A 16314-nucleotide genomic window follows, 5' to 3' on the forward strand; every position below is an offset into this window, starting at 1 on the left:
GTCGCCCCTCGGTCTCCCCGGCGGAGCCGGGGGACGGATCGCCAGCCGCGATGGCATTCAATCACTTACCGGCAGCCATGCACGACGCCTTCGGACCATTGTCCGCCTCGCCAGTGACACACTCGGTGCCGATGGCCAAGAATCAACGCCCCAGTCGACCCCCGGGGAGTGGGGGCTCCCGCCCCTCTCCCGAGATGGTCCTCGACCGGCTCGCCGCAGGGGCGGGCCGGTCCGCGCGCATCACTCATACGGAGCACTTGCCCCCGCGTGCGGGAACCCATGCAGTCTGGCCCGACCGCATCCGTCCGGAAGTGATCGCCGCCATCCAGAAGGCCGGCATCGACCACCCCTGGGCCCATCAGGCGGCCGCCGCGGAGCACGCGCTGGACGGCACGTCCGTCGTCATCGCCACCGGAACGGCGTCCGGCAAGTCCCTGGCCTACCTCGCCCCGGTCCTCAGCGCCCTCCTGGACGGCTCCGAGGCCCCGAACGGGCGCGGCGCCACCGCTCTCTACCTCTCCCCCACCAAGGCACTGGCCGCCGACCAGCGACGCTCGGTCAAGGCGCTCGCGGCCCCGCTGGGCAACGGCATCCGGCCCGCCGTCTTCGACGGCGACACGCCCGTCGAGGAGCGCGAGTGGGTGCGCCAGTACGCCAACTACGTCCTCACCAACCCCGACATGCTGCACCGGGGCATCCTCCCGTCACACCCCCGCTGGTCCTCCTTCCTGCGCTCGCTGCGCTACGTCGTCATCGACGAGTGCCACACCTACCGGGGCGTCTTCGGCTCCCACGTCGCCCAGGTGGTGCGCCGACTCCGCCGCCTCTGCGCCCGTTACGGCTCCGACCCCGTCTTCCTCCTCGCGTCCGCCACCTCCGCCGAGCCGGCCCTCGCGGCCGGCCGCCTCACCGGCCTCCCCGTCACGGAGGTGGCCGACGACGCCTCCCCGCGCGGCGAACTGGTCTTCGCCCTGTGGGAGCCCCCGCTGACCGAGCTGCACGGCGAGAAGGGTGCCCCCGTACGCCGCACCGCCACGGCCGAGACCGCCGACCTGCTCACCGACCTCACCGTCCAGGGCGTCCGCTCGGTCGCCTTCGTACGCTCCCGGCGCGGCGCCGAGCTGATCTCCGTCATCGCCAAGGAACGCCTCGCCGAGGTCGACCGCACCCTGCCCTCCCGGGTCGCCGCCTACCGCGGGGGGTACCTCCCCGAGGAACGCCGCGCCCTGGAACGCGCCCTGCACTCCGGCAGCCTCCTGGGTCTCGCCGCCACCACCGCCCTGGAACTCGGCATCGACGTCTCCGGGCTGGACGCCGTCGTCATATCCGGCTACCCGGGAACGAGGGCGTCCCTCTGGCAGCAGGCGGGCCGGGCAGGGCGGGCGGGCCAGGGCGCCCTCGCCATCCTGGTGGCCCGCGACGATCCGCTGGACACCTTCCTCGTCCACCACCCCGAGGCCCTGTTCGAGCAGCCCGTGGAGTCGACCGTCCTGGACCCGGACAACCCGTACGTCCTCGCCCCCCATCTCTGCGCCGCCGCGGCGGAGCTTCCGCTCACCGAGAACGACCTCCAGCTCTTCGGCCCGGCCGCGCCCGGGCTCCTCCCCCAGCTGGAGACCGCCCGGCTGCTCCGCAAGCGACCGTCGGGCTGGCACTGGACCCGGCGCGAGCGGGCCGCCGACCTCACCGACATCCGCGGCGAGGGCGGCCGCCCCGTCCAGATCGTCGAGGAGGGCACCGGCCGGCTGCTGGGCACCGTGGACGAGTCCGCCGCCCACAGCGCCGTGCACGAGGGCGCCGTCCACCTCCACCAGGGCCGCTCCTACCTGGTCCGCAAACTGGACCTGGAGGACTCCGTGGCCCTGGTCGAACAGGCCGACCCGCCGTACTCGACCACCGCCCGCGACACCACCTCCATCGCCGTCCTGGACACCGACACCGAGATCCCCTGGGGGGACGGCCGGCTCTGCTACGGGTCCGTCGAGGTCACCAACCAGGTCGTCTCCTTCCTGCGCCGCAAGCTGATCACCGGAGAGGTGCTCGGCGAGAGCAAGCTGGACCTGCCGCCGCGCACCCTGCGCACCCGAGCCGTGTGGTGGACGGTGACCGAGGACCAGCTCGACGCCGCACGGATCAACCCGGAGATCCTCGGCGGCGCGCTCCACGCCGCCGAGCACGCCTCGATCGGCATGCTGCCTCTCTTCGCCACCTGCGACCGCTGGGACATCGGCGGGGTGTCCGTCCCGCTGCACCCCGACACCCTGCTGCCCACGGTCTTCGTGTACGACGGCCACCCGGGCGGCGCCGGATTCGCCGAGCGCGCGTTCCACACCGCCCGCGAGTGGCTGTCGGCCACGCGCATGGCCATCGCGTCCTGCGAGTGCGACGCGGGCTGCCCCTCCTGCATCCAGTCCCCCAAGTGCGGCAACGGCAACGACCCCCTGCACAAACGAGGCGCCGTCCGCCTCCTCACGGAACTCCTGCGCTCCGCGCCGGGCGATCCCGACGAGGCCGACGGCCCGGGCGGAACGCCGAGCGGGCCGGGCGGAACGCCGAGCGGGCCGGGCGGAACGCCGAGCGGGCCGGGCAAGGACGACGCCCGGGGCGCTGGGGCGGGGGGCCGGGACGCTACGGGGGAAGGCCTGGACGCCGTGGCGGACGGCCAGGACGCCGTGGCGGACGGCCAGGACGCACCGCCTGAGGGCCGGGGCGCTTCGGCGCATGGCCCCGGCGCGACGCCCGACAACCGGCGCGCTACGACGGAGGGCTCGGGCCGCCCGGCCGGATCCGGTCCGGGCCGCCCCGCTGATCCCGGCTCGCCCGAAGCGGCGGTCCACCCGCCGGAGGAGCCTCCTCCGGCGGCCCCGCCCGGGACCTGACCTCCGGCGCGTACGGCCCGAACCGCACCCGGGCCGTCACATCGGCGACCTCCCCCAGCACCGTGCACCGCACCACCTCCGCCCCCTGCGCCCTGGCCACCTCCCCGGCCGACGCGCAGGCCGGCTCCACGCCTTCCAGCGCCCGGTCCGCCACCGCCAGCGCCGCCAGATCGGCCGCGCCCCCGGCCCGGTGCCGGGCGGCCACCACCTGCCCGAGCGCCAGAACCACAGCGAACACGGTGCACAGCGTCGCCGTGGTCACCGCCGCCCAAACGGTCGCCAGCCCCTGATCCCCCTCCGGCACCCGACGCCGCCACCGGACCAAAGCCCAGTCCCATCGGCAACGTCCCCGCCCCATCACGGGCCGCCCCCTTCCACCGCCGGATTCGGGCCGCCCGCCGCAGCCGGCCCGGCAGGCACCGGCGCGTCCTCCGCCGCAGCCGCGGCCTCCGCTTTCAACGTCACGGCAAGCCGCCCGGGCCCGGGCGTCGGAGCGGTCACCGTCACCCGCCACAGCTCTCCGGCCCGCTCCACCGCGACCGAAGCCCCGCCGGGTGCGGCGGAAAGAGCGGCTTCCCGCACCTGCGGCGCCGGCTCCGAACGGGCCGCGGCACGAGCACCGGCCCGGGCCGCGTCCACACAACGAATCTGGGCCGACGCAGCCATCAGCGCCCACAGCAGCGCCAGAGCGAACAGCGCCAGCACCGGGATCACCATGGCGGCCTCCGCCGTCACCACTCCCCGATCGCCGAACCTCCTGCCGTCCGGCACGACTCCCCCGCACCGCCCGTTCCGCCCTCGCCCCGGCCGACCTCCGGACCCGGCACCCGCACCCGCACCCGCCTCAGAACTTCGCATCGAGCGCGCCCTTCAGCAGTGACTGCAGCTGGGACATCACCGCCGCGCTGGTGACGACCTTGTAGAGCACGGCGGCAAACGCACAGGCCGCGATCGTGCCCACCGCGTACTCGGACGTCGTCATTCCACTGTCGCCCCGAGACCGTGCGAGACGGACCACGGACCGCATCCAGTTCTTGATCTTGCGCATCACTTCAAACCCCCGACACATCGGTTACGTACGACATGGCTGAACTGCTTTTACGTCTTCGCCTTCCGGACTACGCCGGCTGGAGCAGGCCCCCGGCCAGCCCGATCACCACGGGCGCCACCCCGACCGCCAGGAACGCGGGGAGGAAGCAGAGCCCCACAGGCGCGGTGACCATCACGGCGGCCCGCTGAGCCCGCGCCACGGCCGCCCTCGCCCGCTCGGCCCGCAGTGCCTCGGCGATCCGGGCCACCGGCTCCGCCGCCGGTGCGCCGGTCGAGCCGGCCCGGTCCAGGCAGCCGGCCAGGGTGGCGGCCCCCGGTATCTCGCCGAACCTCCCCCAGGCGACAGCCGGGTCCCCGCCGAGCCGGATCTCCGCGGCCGTCCGGGCGAGCTGATCGCCCACCGGGCCGCCCAGGGACTCCCCCACCGCTTCGGCCGCCTCCACCGGACCGGCACCGGCGGAGAGGCAGGCCGCCAGCAGATCCGCCGCCATGGGCAATTGGCTGGCGGCCTCCGCCGTTCGGGCCATGGTCTCGGCGGCGACTCGCGAGGCATGTCCGAGCCGCTTCCGCTGCCACCGCCGCGCGCCAAAGGCCGAGGCCAGGCCGACCGCCCATCCCGCCGGGCCGCCCACGAGGAACCACCCCGTCAGCACGACCGCCGACAGCACCACCCACTGTCCGACCGGGCCGACGGAGACCGTCCGGCCCACCCCAGGCCCGGAGGAGCGGAACGGCCCCATCCAGACCCCGGGAACCGCCGGCCCCACCGCAAAAAGGCGCTCGCCCCGACGCCGCACCCGCCGACCGGCCTGCCGCCGCGCCAAGGGAAGAAGCACTCGCGCGTAGAGGCACAGCGCCACCGCCACGGCTTCCGCCGCCTGGACACCCCCTCCGGCCGACGCGCTCATCCGGCTTCCCCCGCCCGGACGATCCGGGCTGCCCAGAAGAGCCCGCACACCTCCAGCAGGCCGCCGGTCACCAGGCAGACCAGACCGGCGGTGGTATGCAGCAACACCCTCAACGGGTCCGCGCCCAGCGCGGCGCCGAGCCCCAGGCCGAGCACGGGGAGCAGGGCGAGCACCGCGACCGTCGACCACGCCCCCGCGAGTTGCGCCCGCAGCTCATCCCGCTGCCTGCGTTCGGCACGCAACGCGCTTTCCAGCCGGTCCAGGCCCGCCGCGAGCCCGGCCCCGCTGCCCACCGCCACCCGCCAGCAGGCGGCCACTCCGGCCAGCCCGTCCAGGCCCGGTTCACCCGCCGCCTGGACGAGCGCCCGCGGCACATCGCCCCCGAACCGTGCGGCGGCCGACACCCGGAATCCGACATCGCCCATCACGTCCGTACCGCGCACCGCGACGAGCAGCGCCTCCCCCGGCTCGCGACCGGCCCTGAGCTCGCCGACCAACGCACCGCACAGGTCCACCACCCCGTTCGCCCTGGCCTCCTGTTCCTCGCGCGCCCCCCTTTTCAGCAACCATCTCCGCGCCAGAGGGACAGCAGCGGCCCCCGCGATCAACGGCAGAACGGACTGCCCGAGCACCGCCGGCACCGAAGCCACCGGCAGACACAGCCACTCCCACCGCCCTCTGAGCCGCTTCTCGATCCGGCTGCGGACCCTCCACCACCTCTCCCCGGCAGACGTCCGCTCGCCCTCGTCGGTCATCAGCGCTCGCGCCCTGCGCAGCGGCCGACTACGCCCCATCACCACCAGCCAGGCCGCCATCGCCGCACACAGCGCCGCGGCGTGCACCACGTCCGGCACCCCGACGTGCGCCGTCCCGCCGATCACAGCGCGCCCCCGATGAGCTCGTGGAGCCGCTCCCAGCCCCGCTCCCGCTCAAATCCGGTGCCGCCCCACCGCAGCGCCGGAACGGTCAGCACCAGCCCGGCCGCATCCCGCTCCAGCACATGGATGTCCGCGATCCGCCTGCGCCCCGCCCGGTCCCGTACGAGGTGGACCACGACCGACAGAGCCGCCGCGAGCTGGCTGTGCAGCGCCAGCCGGTCCAGCCCCGCCGCCGTTCCGAGCGCCTCCAACCGTGCTGGTACGTGCCCGGCGGCATTGGCATGAACAGTTCCTGAGCCCCCCTCATGCCCCGTGTTCAGGGCGGCCAGGAGCTCGGTCACCTCGCTTCCCCGTACCTCACCGACCACCAGCCGGTCGGGCCGCATGCGCAGTGCTTGTCGCACCAGGTCGCGAAGGGTCACCCGGCCGGCACCCTCCTGATTCGCGGGGCGCGACTCCAGCCGTACGACATGCGGGTGGTCCGGTCGCAGCTCTGCGGAGTCCTCTGCGAGCACGATCCGCTCGCGCTCCCCCACCGCCCCCAGCAGGCTCGACAGCAGAGTCGTCTTCCCCGCCCCCGTCCCACCGCTGATCAGGTAGGAGACCCTCGCCTCCACCAGGGCCCTCAGCACCCGGTCTCCTCCGGGCGGCACGGTCCCGGCCTCGACCAGCTCCGCCAGCGAGAAGGCCCGGGGCCTGACCACCCTCAGCGAAAGGCACGTCGACCCGACCGATACCGGGGGAAGCACCGCGTGCATACGGGTGCCGTCCGGAAGTCTCGCGTCCACCCAGGGCCTGGCATCGTCCAGTCGGCGTCCCGCCACGGCCGCGAGCCGCTGGGCCAGCCTGCGGACTGCGGCCGCGTCCGCGAAGGTCACCCCGGTGAGTTCGAGCCCCCCTCCCCGGTCCACCCAGACCCGGTCGGGCGCCGACACCAGAACGTCCGTGACATCGGGGTCGGCCAGAAGGGGCTCCAGCACCCCGGTGCCGATCAGCTCCCCTCTCAGTTCGTCCGCACGGCCGAGCACTTCGGCCGTGCCGAGCAGACGCCCCTGCGCCCGCAGAGCGGCGGCGACCCCGGCCGGAGTCGGAGCAGCGCCGCTGGAGGCAAGCCGCTGCCTCACCGCGTCGAGCAGCGCCTCGGTCATGGAGTACCCCCGGCGACCGGGCCACTGACGCGCTCACCCACGAGCGCCTGATCCCAGAAGGCGGCGCAGAATCTGGCCAGCGGGCCGCGCACGTTGCCGCCGGGCGGCTCGCCGGCGTCCTGCTCGGCCGACAGACCTTTTTCCAGCGGGAGTTCGCCGACCAGCGGCAGGCGCATGGCCCGGGCCACCCAGTGCGCGTCGAGCCCTGGCGCGTACGGTCCCCGCGCCACCACCCGCAGATCGTCGAGCACCATCCCGGCCATCGACGCCACCCGCTTCGCCGCCGCGACCGCGCGCAGCTCGCCGGGAACGACCACAAGCCCCAGGTCCAGCTGGGCAAGGGCCTCGGCCACCGCTTCGTCCACCCGGCGCGGCAGATCGACCACCACCACCCCGCCGAGCCTGCGCGCGGCGGCCAGCACCGCCCGCATGGCGGGGGGCGGGATCACCACCCAGTCGTCTCGGCCCCAGCTGAGCACCCGCAGCCCGTGCAGCGCGGGCAGCGATTCCTCCAGCGCGCCCCCGCCGACCCGCCCCTTTGAATGGGCGAAATCCGGCCACCGCATGCCTTCCGCCCGCTCGCCACCGAGCAGCACGTCGATGCCACCGCCCAGCGGGTCCCCGTCGATGAGCATGGTCCGCTGCCCCGCTCCGGCCGCGGTCACCGCGAGAGCGCAGGCCAGCGTGGACGCACCCGCGCCGCCCCGGCCACCGATCACCCCGACCGTGACCGCGGGCCGGCCGACGCCTTCCGACGCGTTGGCGATCTGGTCGACAAGCCAGGTCTCGGAGTCAGGCAGCCGGATCACGCACTCGGCGCCGATGTCGACGGCTCGGCGCCACACGTCCGGCACGTCCCGGCCCCGTCCCACGACCATGACGCCCCGCCTGCGCGCCGCGCCTCGGCACCGTGCGGCCGCGTCGTCGCCGACGAGGACCATGGGCGCCTGCTCCCACCCCTCTCGATGGTCCGGCAGCGTGTGATGCACCTCCGGTTCCGCACCGGCGGCGGCGCACAGCCTCAGCAGGTCGTCGAGCAGATCCACGTCCTCGGTCACGATCAGCGGTCCACCCCGCCGCGTGGCGACAGCCGCCCATCGGTCCTGCGCACTGGATTCAGCCACGCTCTCCCCCTCCATCACTCACCTTCGCCGCGGGTGCGGCGATCTCGGAGACCGTCCGAGAACGGTGATTCCGGTACCCGTGGAGTTCACGGGTGGAATCACGGTGCAGCGCTTCCGGAAATCGTGTGGATCTTGCTCAAAAACCGTGGACAACTCAGTGGTTGTGAATAACTTCGTAGCTCATACCGGTGACTTCCCGGTGCGACTCTTTCGCTACCCAGTGTCACAGTGCACGCTGACGTGAGTCGGTCGCGGTCATCGCCCGACAAGGAGCAGAAGGAGGAGAAATGGTCGATTCCGCGCGACAAACCGCGTCCGGACATGCGACGACCCCCGCCGGGGGGGAGAGCGGGGGTCGTCCCCACGGCCGACTCGGGGGGGGGAGGAGCCGGACCGGGTTAGCACGGTCGCGAACGATCCGTGACTTCCATGGTGTACCCGAGGCCCTTCTCAGGCAAACCCACGCGCCAGGGTTTACGCCGAATGGCGGGCCCCTATGCTCTGCCGTGTGGAAAACCGCTTCTTGCCGCGCACAGCCGCCTTCTTCGACCTGGACAAGACGGTCATTGCGAAGTCCTCGACACTGACCTTCAGCAAGTCCTTCTACCACGGCGGGCTGATCAACCGCCGCGCGGTGCTGCGTACCGCGTACACGCAGTTCGTGTTCCTCGCCGGGGGCGCGGATCACGACCAGATGGAGCGGATGCGCGAATATCTCTCGGCGCTCTGCAAGGGCTGGAACGTGCAGCAGGTCAAGGAACTTGTGGCCGAGACCCTGCACGAACTGATCGATCCGATCATCTATGACGAGGCGGCGACCCTCATCGAGGAGCACCACACCGCCGGCCGCGATGTCGTGATCGTCTCGACCTCGGGCGCCGAGGTGGTCGAGCCGATCGGTGAGTTGCTCGGCGCCGACCGCGTCGTCGCCACCCGCATGGTCGTCGGTGACGACGGCTGCTACACGGGCGAGGTGGAGTACTACGCGTACGGCCCCACGAAGGCCGAAGCCATCAAGGCGCTCGCGGAGTCCGAGGGATACGACCTGGCCCGCTGCTACGCGTACAGCGACTCGGCCACCGATGTCCCGATGCTGGAATCCGTGGGCCATCCCCACGCGGTCAATCCGGACCGCGCGCTGCGACGGGAGGCCGCGCTTCGGGAGTGGCCGATTCTCGCCTTCGACCGGCCCGTCCGCCTCAAGCAGCGCCTCTCGGCGTTCTCCCTGCCACCGCGACCGGCGCTCATGGCCGCGGCAGCCGTGAGTGCGGCAGCGCTCACGGCGGGAGCCGTCTGGTACGCCGCCCGCCGACGAGCCGGCGCGGCTTCCGCGTGACCCGACCCATTGAACCAACTCGTCCGTAATTGAACACAAAAGTAAAGAAGTGTGGCCACCACTACCGCTCCACCGGCCCCTGGAGTACAAAGGACTCAACGGCCCGCGAGACCAAGGACATCCGAGAGGATGACCTGAATTACGCAGCAAGGCCCCACGGACCGCGCATGAAAACCCGGCACCCACGCGACGTCGACCCGTCGATTACGGGCCAGCCACACCAGGAGCGGGCAAAGACCCCGGCCTGATGGGCACATATCGAGGACGCTTGGTAACCGGGCGGACGTGCCAGCGGCGGTACCGAGACCGGTACCGCCGCAACCATGCTCAGCTCGTACGACCGCGATACCCGTACGACAGCGGCTAGCCGACAGCGGCCGGCCGATGCCGGTGGCGAGCGGGGACCCGCCTTATGCGGCGCCTCGCTGCAGGGCCTCGCACACCGCTGTCGATTCCCTGGCGCCGAGTTCCGCCGAGCGTCCGCAATGGCCGATCCAGGCCGCCATGCCGTCCGGCGTACCGGACAGGTAGCCATCGAAAGCGGCGGCATAGGCCGCCCGCCCCTGCTCGGCGTGCCCGACCTCGGCCGGACAGATCGATTTGGGATCGAGCCCGCTCCCGATCAGCACGATCCGCTCCGCGGTCCGCGCCACCAGGCCGTTGTGCGAACCGAAGGGGCGCAGGGCCAGCAGCTCTCCGTGCACGACGGCGGCGGTCACCAGAGCGGGAGCCTCACTCCCCGAAAGGATGATCCGGCTGAGGCCTTCCAGTCGGCCCGCGACCTCGTCCGCGTCCGGCAGCGGGGCTTCGATCAGAGGCTCGTCCACCGGTTCGCCCGCGAGCCGGGGCCGCCCGACCGCGTCCTCCGGGGCGGCGCTGCCGGCCGCCACCAGGTGAAGCCGAGCCAGCACCCGCAACGGCGACTGCCGCCAGATGGACAGAAGCTGCCCCGCCTCCGCTGTCAGGCGCAGCGCGGCCCCGACGACACGTGCCTCGTCGTCACCGCTGAAGTCGGTGCGGCGGCGCACCTCTTCGAGGTTCCAGTCGGCACCGGACAGGGCGGCCGATCCACGCGCGCCCCGCAGAGCGGCCTCCGCCGTGACCTCGTTGCTGCGGCGCCGCATCACGCGGTGGCCGTAGACGCGGTCCACCGCCTTGCGTACGGAGTCCACCGCGTCGGTCACGCCCGGCAGGGCGCCCAGAGCGACGAGCGGGTCCGAGGAAGTCGTACTCATAAGTAGCGAGGCTACGCGCCTCCGGCCCGCCCACCGGCCGGGAGTGGCCTTCTTCACGAAACCAGACAACTCATAGCGAGCGATCGACTACCCTAGGTGAACATGAAGATCGCTTTCGTAGGGAAGGGCGGCAGCGGAAAGACCACGCTGTCCTCGCTCTTCATCCGCCACCTCGCAGCCAATGAAGCCCACGTCGTCGCGGTGGACGCCGACATCAACCAGCACCTCGGAGCCGCGCTCGGCCTCGACGAGGACGAATCCGCGGCGCTGCCCGCCATGGGCGCCGAGCTGCCCCTGATCAAGGAGTACCTGCGCGGCGGCAATCCGCGCATCGCCTCGGCCGAGACGATGATCAAGACGACGCCGCCGGGCGAGGGCTCGCGCCTCCTGCGCGTGCGCGAGGACAACCCGATCTTCGATGCCTGCGCCCGTACGGTCCGGCTCGACGACGGAGACATCCGGCTGATGGCCACGGGGCCGTTCACCGAATCGGACCTGGGCGTGGCTTGCTACCACTCGAAGGTCGGCGCGGTCGAGCTCTGCCTCAACCACCTCGTGGACGGCCCCGACGAATACGTGGTGGTCGATATGACCGCCGGTTCGGACTCCTTCGCCTCGGGGATGTTCACCCGCTTCGACATGACGTTCCTCATCGCCGAACCGACCCGTAAGGGCGTCTCCGTCTACCGCCAGTACAAGGAGTACGCGCGGGACTTCGGCGTGGATCTGAAGGTCGTCGGAAACAAGGTGCAGGGCGAGGACGACCTGGACTTCCTGCGTTCCGAGGTGGGCGACGACCTGCTGGTGACCGTCGGCCATTCCGACTGGGTGCGAGCCATGGAGAAGGGCCGCCCCGCTCGCTTCGAGCTGCTTGAGGCGGACAACCGGATGGCCCTGCAAGCCCTGCAGAACGCTGCGGAGGATTCGTACGAACGACGGGACTGGGCCCGTTACACGCGCCAGATGGTGCACTTCCACCTGAGGAACGCGGAGAGCTGGGGGAACGAGAAGACCGGCGCCGACCTCGCCGCGCAGGTCGACCCCGGCTTCGTACTGGACGAGCGCTTCCTCCGCGCCGAAGCGACCCAGCTCGCGTGAGCGACTGAGGTCCCGGGTGGGCCGGCCACGGCGCCGGGCACGTCTCCTGCCCGGCGCCCGGACCCACCGGATCTAACGATCGGCCGGATTACCCGCGGCCGCGGCCGGCGCCTTCGAGGCCAACGGCTCCCGGCCCACGCCCGACGTGAGGAACGCGGGCCAGCCGGCCTTGGGCGCCTGGCCGACCTTGAGCGTCCGGAACTTCGCCAGGGTCGCCGGATCCTGGGCGTCGAGCCAGTCCGCCAGCTGCCTGAACGAGACGCAGCGCACTTCCTTCTTGGTGCAGACCGTCGCGATCGTCTGCTCGATGGCGCGCATGTACGTGCCACCGTTCCAGGACTCGAAGTGGTTGCCGATGATCAGTGGCGCGCGGTTGCCGTCATACGCGCGATCGAACGCCTGGAGCAGGCCGTCGCGCATCTGGTTTCCCCAGTACTCGTGCTTGTCGGGGTCGCCCTGCGTCGTTCCGGACTGGTTGAACATGAAGTTGTAGTCCATCGACAGCGTCTCGAAGTCGCGCCCCGGGACCGGCACCAGTTGCATGGAGAGGTCCCAGACACCGTTCTTCTTCTGGGGCCACACCTGATCGTTGACACCGCTGGAGTCGTAGCGGAACCCCAGGGTGCGCGCCGCCTCCACCATGTTCTTCTGACCCTCCAAGCAGGGGGTGCGGCCGCCGACGAGCTCCTTGTCGTAGTCGAAGGGCAGCGCCTTCTCGTCCTTGAGGACAGGGTCGTTCGTCTTCCAGCCCTTCACGAATGACTTGGCCTGGCTGATCTCGCTCTTCCACTCCTCGACGGACCAGGTGCCGACGCCGCCGTCCTTGCCGCAGAAGTGCCCGTTGAAGTGGGTGCCGATCTCGTTGCCGTCCTGCCAGGCCCCACGGAGCTGGGCCAGGGTGTCTCGGATGCCCTTGGTGTCGTTGAAACCGATGTCCGAGGCGCCGGCGTTGTGCTTGGGCGGGTCGTACTGCGTCCGCTTCCCCTCCGGCAGGAGATATACGCCGCTGAGGAAGTACGTCATCGCGGCGTTGTACTTCTTGCCCACCTCGCGGAAGTGCGAGAAGAGCCGCTGGCTGTCCTCGCCCGCCCCGTCCCACGAGAACACCACGAACTGCGGGGGTTTCTGGCTCGGCGTCAGGCGATCCACCACCGGCTGCTTGGGCTGGACCCCCGTGAACGCGGTGGAACCATCACCGATGGCCCGGAACACGCGCTTGGGGGCAGCTTCAGCACCCTTCTTCTTCTCTCCCGCAGCGCCGTTCACGGCCCCGAGGCCGGAGCCCTCCGCTCCGGAGCCGGTTCCCGAGCACCCGGCCGCTCCCGCGACCAGCACGACGGCCACGACGCCCAGGCCGATCCTCCTCGTGGCGCCCATCGTCTTCCTCGCGGCGGCCATCATCCGCCCACCTCTTTCTCGCAGGTAGCTTGCGCCGGGTGCCGACACGGCGCGGCCAAAGTCGCACGCACGGCCCAAGAGCCAGCACGACAGGCCGAATGAAAAGCTGACTATTCACCGGAATGGGTGGCTGGATGGCCCATTTGCCCTCAATCCTGGACATGACTCTTTACTCTCCATTACTGTCTGTTTACCGAGAGTTGAGATATCCCGCCGCTGCATGCCGTGACCCACGGCCGCGCCATCGAGTTCCACGACCGCGCCGCTCAGGAGGAGACGGGAAATATGTCTGCCTGCGTGCCCACTCGCCACGAACACTCGTCCCGCAGTTCGCGCCCCTCCCGGTCCTCGGGAGTCAAGCGACCACACAGCCCGCCCCCGCCGCCGCGCGGCGGACGGTTCCGTATCTCGGGCGCCGATGTGTCCGCGTCCATCACTGTCTTTCTGCTCGCCATCCCCATGTCGCTCGGTCTGGCTGTCGCCATGGGAGCCCCCCTGGAGGCGGGTCTCATCTCCGCCGCGGTCGGCGGCATCGTCGCCGGACTCCTCGGCGGCACCCCCCTGCAGGTCTCCGGCCCGTCCGCCGGACTGACCGTGGTCACCGCCGAGACGATCCAGATCTACGGCTGGCGCACCACCTGCGCCATCACGATCGGGGCGGGCCTGCTTCAGCTCGCGCTCGGCTCACTGCGAGCGGCCCGCAGCGCACTCGCTGTCAGCCCCGCCATCGTCCACGGCACGCTCGCCGGCATCGGCGTGGCCATCGCGCTCGCTCAACTGCACATCGTGCTGGGCGGTTCACCGCAGAGCTCGGCCATCTCCAACGTGCTGCATCTCCCCGATCAGCTGGCACGTGTCAGTCCCGCCGCCCCATTGATCGGCGCGCTCACCGTAGCCGTCCTCGTCCTGTGGCCACTGCTGCCCGGGCGGACCGGGCGGTTCCTGCGCCGGGCTCCTGCGGCCCTGGCCTCCGTGGGTCTGGCCACGGCCGTGGCCGCGTGGGCGGCGCCGTCGATCGCCCGGGTCGATCTGCCCTCATGGCGTTCGCACGCCCTGCCCGAAATGCCGCACGGACCGGTGCTCGGCCTGGCTACAGCCGTGTTCACGATGATGCTGGTGGCCAGCCTGGAGTCGCTGCTCGCCGCCGTCGCCGTGGACAAGCTGGCCGCCGACCGGAGCCGTGCGCACTCGACAGGCTCTTCTACGCCGTCGGGAGAGGCACCGGCCGACGAAGCAGCCGCCGCGCACGCCGGCCCGGACTCCGCCAAGCGGCCCGCGCCGCCCCTCCTCAAACGCTCCGACCTCGATCGGGAGCTACGCGCACAAGGCGTCGCCAACGCGGTATCGGGCCTGCTGGGGGGACTCGCGGTCTCCGGTGGAGCCGTGCGCAGTTCGGCGAATGTGAGAGCCGGGGCGACCGGCCGCGCGTCCACCGTGCTCCACGGCGTTTGGATCCTGGTCGCGTCCGCCCTGCTCGTCAGTGTGCTGGAACGCATTCCACTGGCCGCCCTCGGAGCACTGGTGATGATGGTCGGCCTCAAGATGGTGAGCCTGGCGCACATCCGCAACGTCCATAAGCACCGGGAGTTCCTGGTGTACGGCGCGACCATCGCCGGGGTGCTGGTCGTCGGCGTGCTCAAGGGCGTGGTCATCGGCATCGCCGTCGCGGTGGCCGTCGCGCTGCACCGGCTGGGCCGGACCCGGATCTCGGTGTCCGAACAGAACGGGCAACATCTCGTGGTCGTACGGGGCCAGTTGACCTTCCTGGCCGTTCCCCGCCTCAGCCGGGTGCTGGGGCGACTCCCCCAGGATGCCGATGTGGTCGTGGAGCTGGACGGCTCGTTCATGGACCACGCCGCATACGAGACGATCCAGGACTGGAGCAACGCCCATGCGGCCCACGGCGGCCAGGTGGCGTTCGCCGGGAGGTCCGGCGGCAGGATCGCCGAGCCCGCCGCGGCAGCGCACTCCTGCTGCCGGCCATGGACCCCCTGGCGCAACCACCACTGCCACGACCGCCCCGAGCACGCCCCTCCCGCAGAGGCCAACGGCGGCGCGGATGCCGGCACGGCGGCCGAGGCCCCGCAGCGCACGGGGAGCACCCTGGACGCGGTCCACCCGCCGGGCCACGTCGGCACCGCCGACACCGCCGACACCGCCGACACCGCAACAACCATCCCCACCGGGATCGCGACCACCGCCGGCCCGGCCCCGGGCGCCCTCACCCCCGCCACCCCGCCCCACACCGGCACCGCCCCCGGCACCACCACCGACTCTGTGCCCCTTTCCGAGCCCGCCCCTCGCCTCCCACAGCCCCCACCCCCGTCACGGACGCAGTCCCCCGCGACCGGCATTCCCGCCGCCTCCGCCCAGCAGCCCGCATCCGTCGGCCGGCCCCCGCGCGCAGTCCGCGATCACCGGCTGGTCCGGGGTCTCAGTTCGTTCCAGCGGGATACGGCACCCCTCGTCCGGGGGGAGCTGGCACGACTCGCCAGGGAGGGCCAAAGCCCCTCGCAGCTCTTCATCACGTGCGCGGACTCCCGCCTGGTGACGAGCATGATCACGGCCAGCGGGCCCGGCGACCTGTTCACCGTGCGGAACATCGGCAACCTGGTGCCACCTCCTGACGCCGAGGAGGGCGACCACTCGGTGGGGGCCGCGATCGAGTACGCGGTGGACGTGCTCGGCGTCGAGTCCATCACCGTCTGCGGCCACTCGGACTGCGGCGCGATGAACGCGCTGCTGGGATCCGCCCCGGAAGCCCCGGACACATCGCTGTGGCGCTGGCTCCGACACGGGCTCCCCAGCCTGGCCCGGATGTCCTCGGCCGGCGACACCCCGGTCCGGCTCTCCGGCCGACTGCCCGCCGACGCGGTGGAGCAGCTCTGCCTGACCAACGTCGTCCAGCAGCTCGACCATCTGAGAGCCCACCCATCGGTGGAGCGCCGGATCGCCGACGGCACCCTTCAGCTCCACGGCATGTACTTCCACGTGGCCGAGGCCCAGTCGTATCTGCTGGACGAGGGCGCGAGCGCGGAGAGCGGCACGGCCGAGGTGTTCGAGCCGATCGCACCGTCGCACCCGGTCCCACCGGCGCACCCGCATCCACCGGCGCACCCGGTCCCACCGGCGCACCCGGCGGAGCCCGCCCGTACCGGCGCCTGAACCGCAGGCACCTCGGATCCGTAAGACCTAGTGATCCCGCTTCCGTGCCGGAAGCGTCCGCACCGGCGGAGTGCTCCACCGTGCCGCGACCGCGC

General features: G+C 71.9%; 12 protein-coding genes and 1 pseudogene. 4 read left to right on the forward strand and 9 right to left on the reverse strand.

The window, feature by feature from the left end:
- The first annotated feature begins 50 nt into the window (after positions 1 to 50).
- Positions 51 to 2879 carry a DEAD/DEAH box helicase gene (locus ACIQZN_RS29395; RefSeq protein ID WP_404000144.1) on the forward strand — a complete coding sequence of 943 codons (2829 nt, stop codon included), beginning with the start codon at positions 51 to 53 and terminating at the stop codon, positions 2877 to 2879.
- A gap of 40 nt (positions 2880 to 2919) precedes the next feature.
- Here ACIQZN_RS29395 and ACIQZN_RS29400 read toward each other — a convergent pair.
- The 7 genes and pseudogenes from ACIQZN_RS29400 to ssd all read right to left on the reverse strand — a co-directional run.
- A pseudogene (locus ACIQZN_RS29400) lies at positions 2920 to 3237 on the reverse strand (Rv3654c family TadE-like protein); the annotation flags it as partial.
- Complete coding sequence (locus ACIQZN_RS29405; RefSeq protein WP_404000369.1) at positions 3237 to 3614, reverse strand: TadE family type IV pilus minor pilin; 378 nt, start codon at positions 3612 to 3614, stop codon at positions 3237 to 3239. The pseudogene ACIQZN_RS29400 and the gene ACIQZN_RS29405, both read right to left, overlap by 1 nt.
- Positions 3615 to 3723: 109 nt before the next feature.
- The gene (locus tag ACIQZN_RS29410) at positions 3724 to 3906 is read right to left on the reverse strand and encodes a DUF4244 domain-containing protein (RefSeq protein WP_404000372.1); all 183 of its coding nucleotides are present in this window, start codon (positions 3904 to 3906) and stop codon (positions 3724 to 3726) included.
- Between the two features lie 91 nt (positions 3907 to 3997).
- Positions 3998 to 4837, reverse strand: a complete 840-nt coding sequence (locus ACIQZN_RS29415) for a type II secretion system F family protein (RefSeq protein ID WP_404000146.1) — start codon at positions 4835 to 4837, stop codon at positions 3998 to 4000.
- The gene (locus ACIQZN_RS29420; protein ID WP_404000375.1) at positions 4834 to 5652 is read right to left on the reverse strand and encodes a type II secretion system F family protein; all 819 of its coding nucleotides are present in this window, start codon (positions 5650 to 5652) and stop codon (positions 4834 to 4836) included. The genes ACIQZN_RS29415 and ACIQZN_RS29420 overlap by 4 nt, the downstream gene beginning before the upstream one ends.
- A 62-nt stretch (positions 5653 to 5714) precedes the next feature.
- On the reverse strand, positions 5715 to 6863 hold the full coding sequence (locus ACIQZN_RS29425; protein ID WP_404000149.1) for a TadA family conjugal transfer-associated ATPase: 1149 nt from the start codon (positions 6861 to 6863) through the stop codon (positions 5715 to 5717).
- On the reverse strand, positions 6860 to 7921 hold the full coding sequence (gene ssd / locus ACIQZN_RS29430; RefSeq protein ID WP_404000377.1) for a septum site-determining protein Ssd: 1062 nt from the start codon (positions 7919 to 7921) through the stop codon (positions 6860 to 6862). The genes ACIQZN_RS29425 and ssd overlap by 4 nt, the downstream gene beginning before the upstream one ends.
- Before the next feature lie 562 nt (positions 7922 to 8483).
- On the opposite strand from ssd, the gene ACIQZN_RS29435 reads away from it, so the two are divergent.
- On the forward strand, positions 8484 to 9323 hold the full coding sequence (locus tag ACIQZN_RS29435; RefSeq protein WP_404000152.1) for an HAD family hydrolase: 840 nt from the start codon (positions 8484 to 8486) through the stop codon (positions 9321 to 9323).
- Positions 9324 to 9733: 410 nt separating this feature from the next.
- Here the strand turns inward: ACIQZN_RS29435 and ACIQZN_RS29440 are convergent, their stop codons facing one another.
- Positions 9734 to 10558: an oxidoreductase gene (locus ACIQZN_RS29440; protein ID WP_404000155.1), complete on the reverse strand. Its 825-nt coding sequence runs from the start codon at positions 10556 to 10558 to the stop codon at positions 9734 to 9736.
- Between the two features lie 102 nt (positions 10559 to 10660).
- On the opposite strand from ACIQZN_RS29440, the gene ACIQZN_RS29445 reads away from it, so the two are divergent.
- A complete protein-coding gene (locus ACIQZN_RS29445; RefSeq protein WP_404000157.1) occupies positions 10661 to 11656 on the forward strand; it encodes an ATP-binding protein in 996 nt (331 codons plus the stop codon).
- Positions 11657 to 11728: 72 nt separating this feature from the next.
- Here ACIQZN_RS29445 and ACIQZN_RS29450 read toward each other — a convergent pair whose 3' ends face one another.
- Positions 11729 to 13057: a hypothetical protein gene (locus ACIQZN_RS29450; RefSeq protein ID WP_404000160.1), complete on the reverse strand. Its 1329-nt coding sequence runs from the start codon at positions 13055 to 13057 to the stop codon at positions 11729 to 11731.
- A 282-nt stretch (positions 13058 to 13339) separates the two neighbouring features.
- Between ACIQZN_RS29450 and ACIQZN_RS29455 the strand changes: the two genes are divergently transcribed.
- Positions 13340 to 16219 (forward strand): SulP family inorganic anion transporter, encoded by a 2880-nt coding sequence (locus ACIQZN_RS29455; RefSeq protein ID WP_404000163.1) that lies wholly within the window; start codon positions 13340 to 13342, stop codon positions 16217 to 16219.
- Positions 16220 to 16314 lie beyond the last annotated feature (95 nt).

Source organism: Streptomyces sp. NPDC097595, from assembly GCF_044761525.1.
Lineage (GTDB): Bacteria > Actinomycetota > Actinomycetes > Streptomycetales > Streptomycetaceae > Streptomyces > Streptomyces drozdowiczii_A.

Coding starts and splice junctions, on each gene's coding strand:
- ACIQZN_RS29440 (WP_404000155.1), bottom strand. CDS start 10,558: ATGAGTACGACTTCCTCGGACCCGCTCGTCGCTCTGGGCGCCCTGCCG.
- ACIQZN_RS29450 (WP_404000160.1), bottom strand. CDS start 13,057: ATGATGGCCGCCGCGAGGAAGACGATGGGCGCCACGAGGAGGATCGGC.
- ACIQZN_RS29410 (WP_404000372.1), bottom strand. CDS start 3,906: ATGCGGTCCGTGGTCCGTCTCGCACGGTCTCGGGGCGACAGTGGAATG.
- ACIQZN_RS29435 (WP_404000152.1), top strand. CDS start 8,484: ATGCTCTGCCGTGTGGAAAACCGCTTCTTGCCGCGCACAGCCGCCTTC.
- ACIQZN_RS29415 (WP_404000146.1), bottom strand. CDS start 4,837: ATGAGCGCGTCGGCCGGAGGGGGTGTCCAGGCGGCGGAAGCCGTGGCG.
- ACIQZN_RS29395 (WP_404000144.1), top strand. CDS start 51: ATGGCATTCAATCACTTACCGGCAGCCATGCACGACGCCTTCGGACCA.
- ACIQZN_RS29420 (WP_404000375.1), bottom strand. CDS start 5,652: ATGGCGGCCTGGCTGGTGGTGATGGGGCGTAGTCGGCCGCTGCGCAGG.
- ACIQZN_RS29455 (WP_404000163.1), top strand. CDS start 13,340: ATGTCTGCCTGCGTGCCCACTCGCCACGAACACTCGTCCCGCAGTTCG.
- ACIQZN_RS29445 (WP_404000157.1), top strand. CDS start 10,661: ATGAAGATCGCTTTCGTAGGGAAGGGCGGCAGCGGAAAGACCACGCTG.
- ACIQZN_RS29425 (WP_404000149.1), bottom strand. CDS start 6,863: ATGACCGAGGCGCTGCTCGACGCGGTGAGGCAGCGGCTTGCCTCCAGC.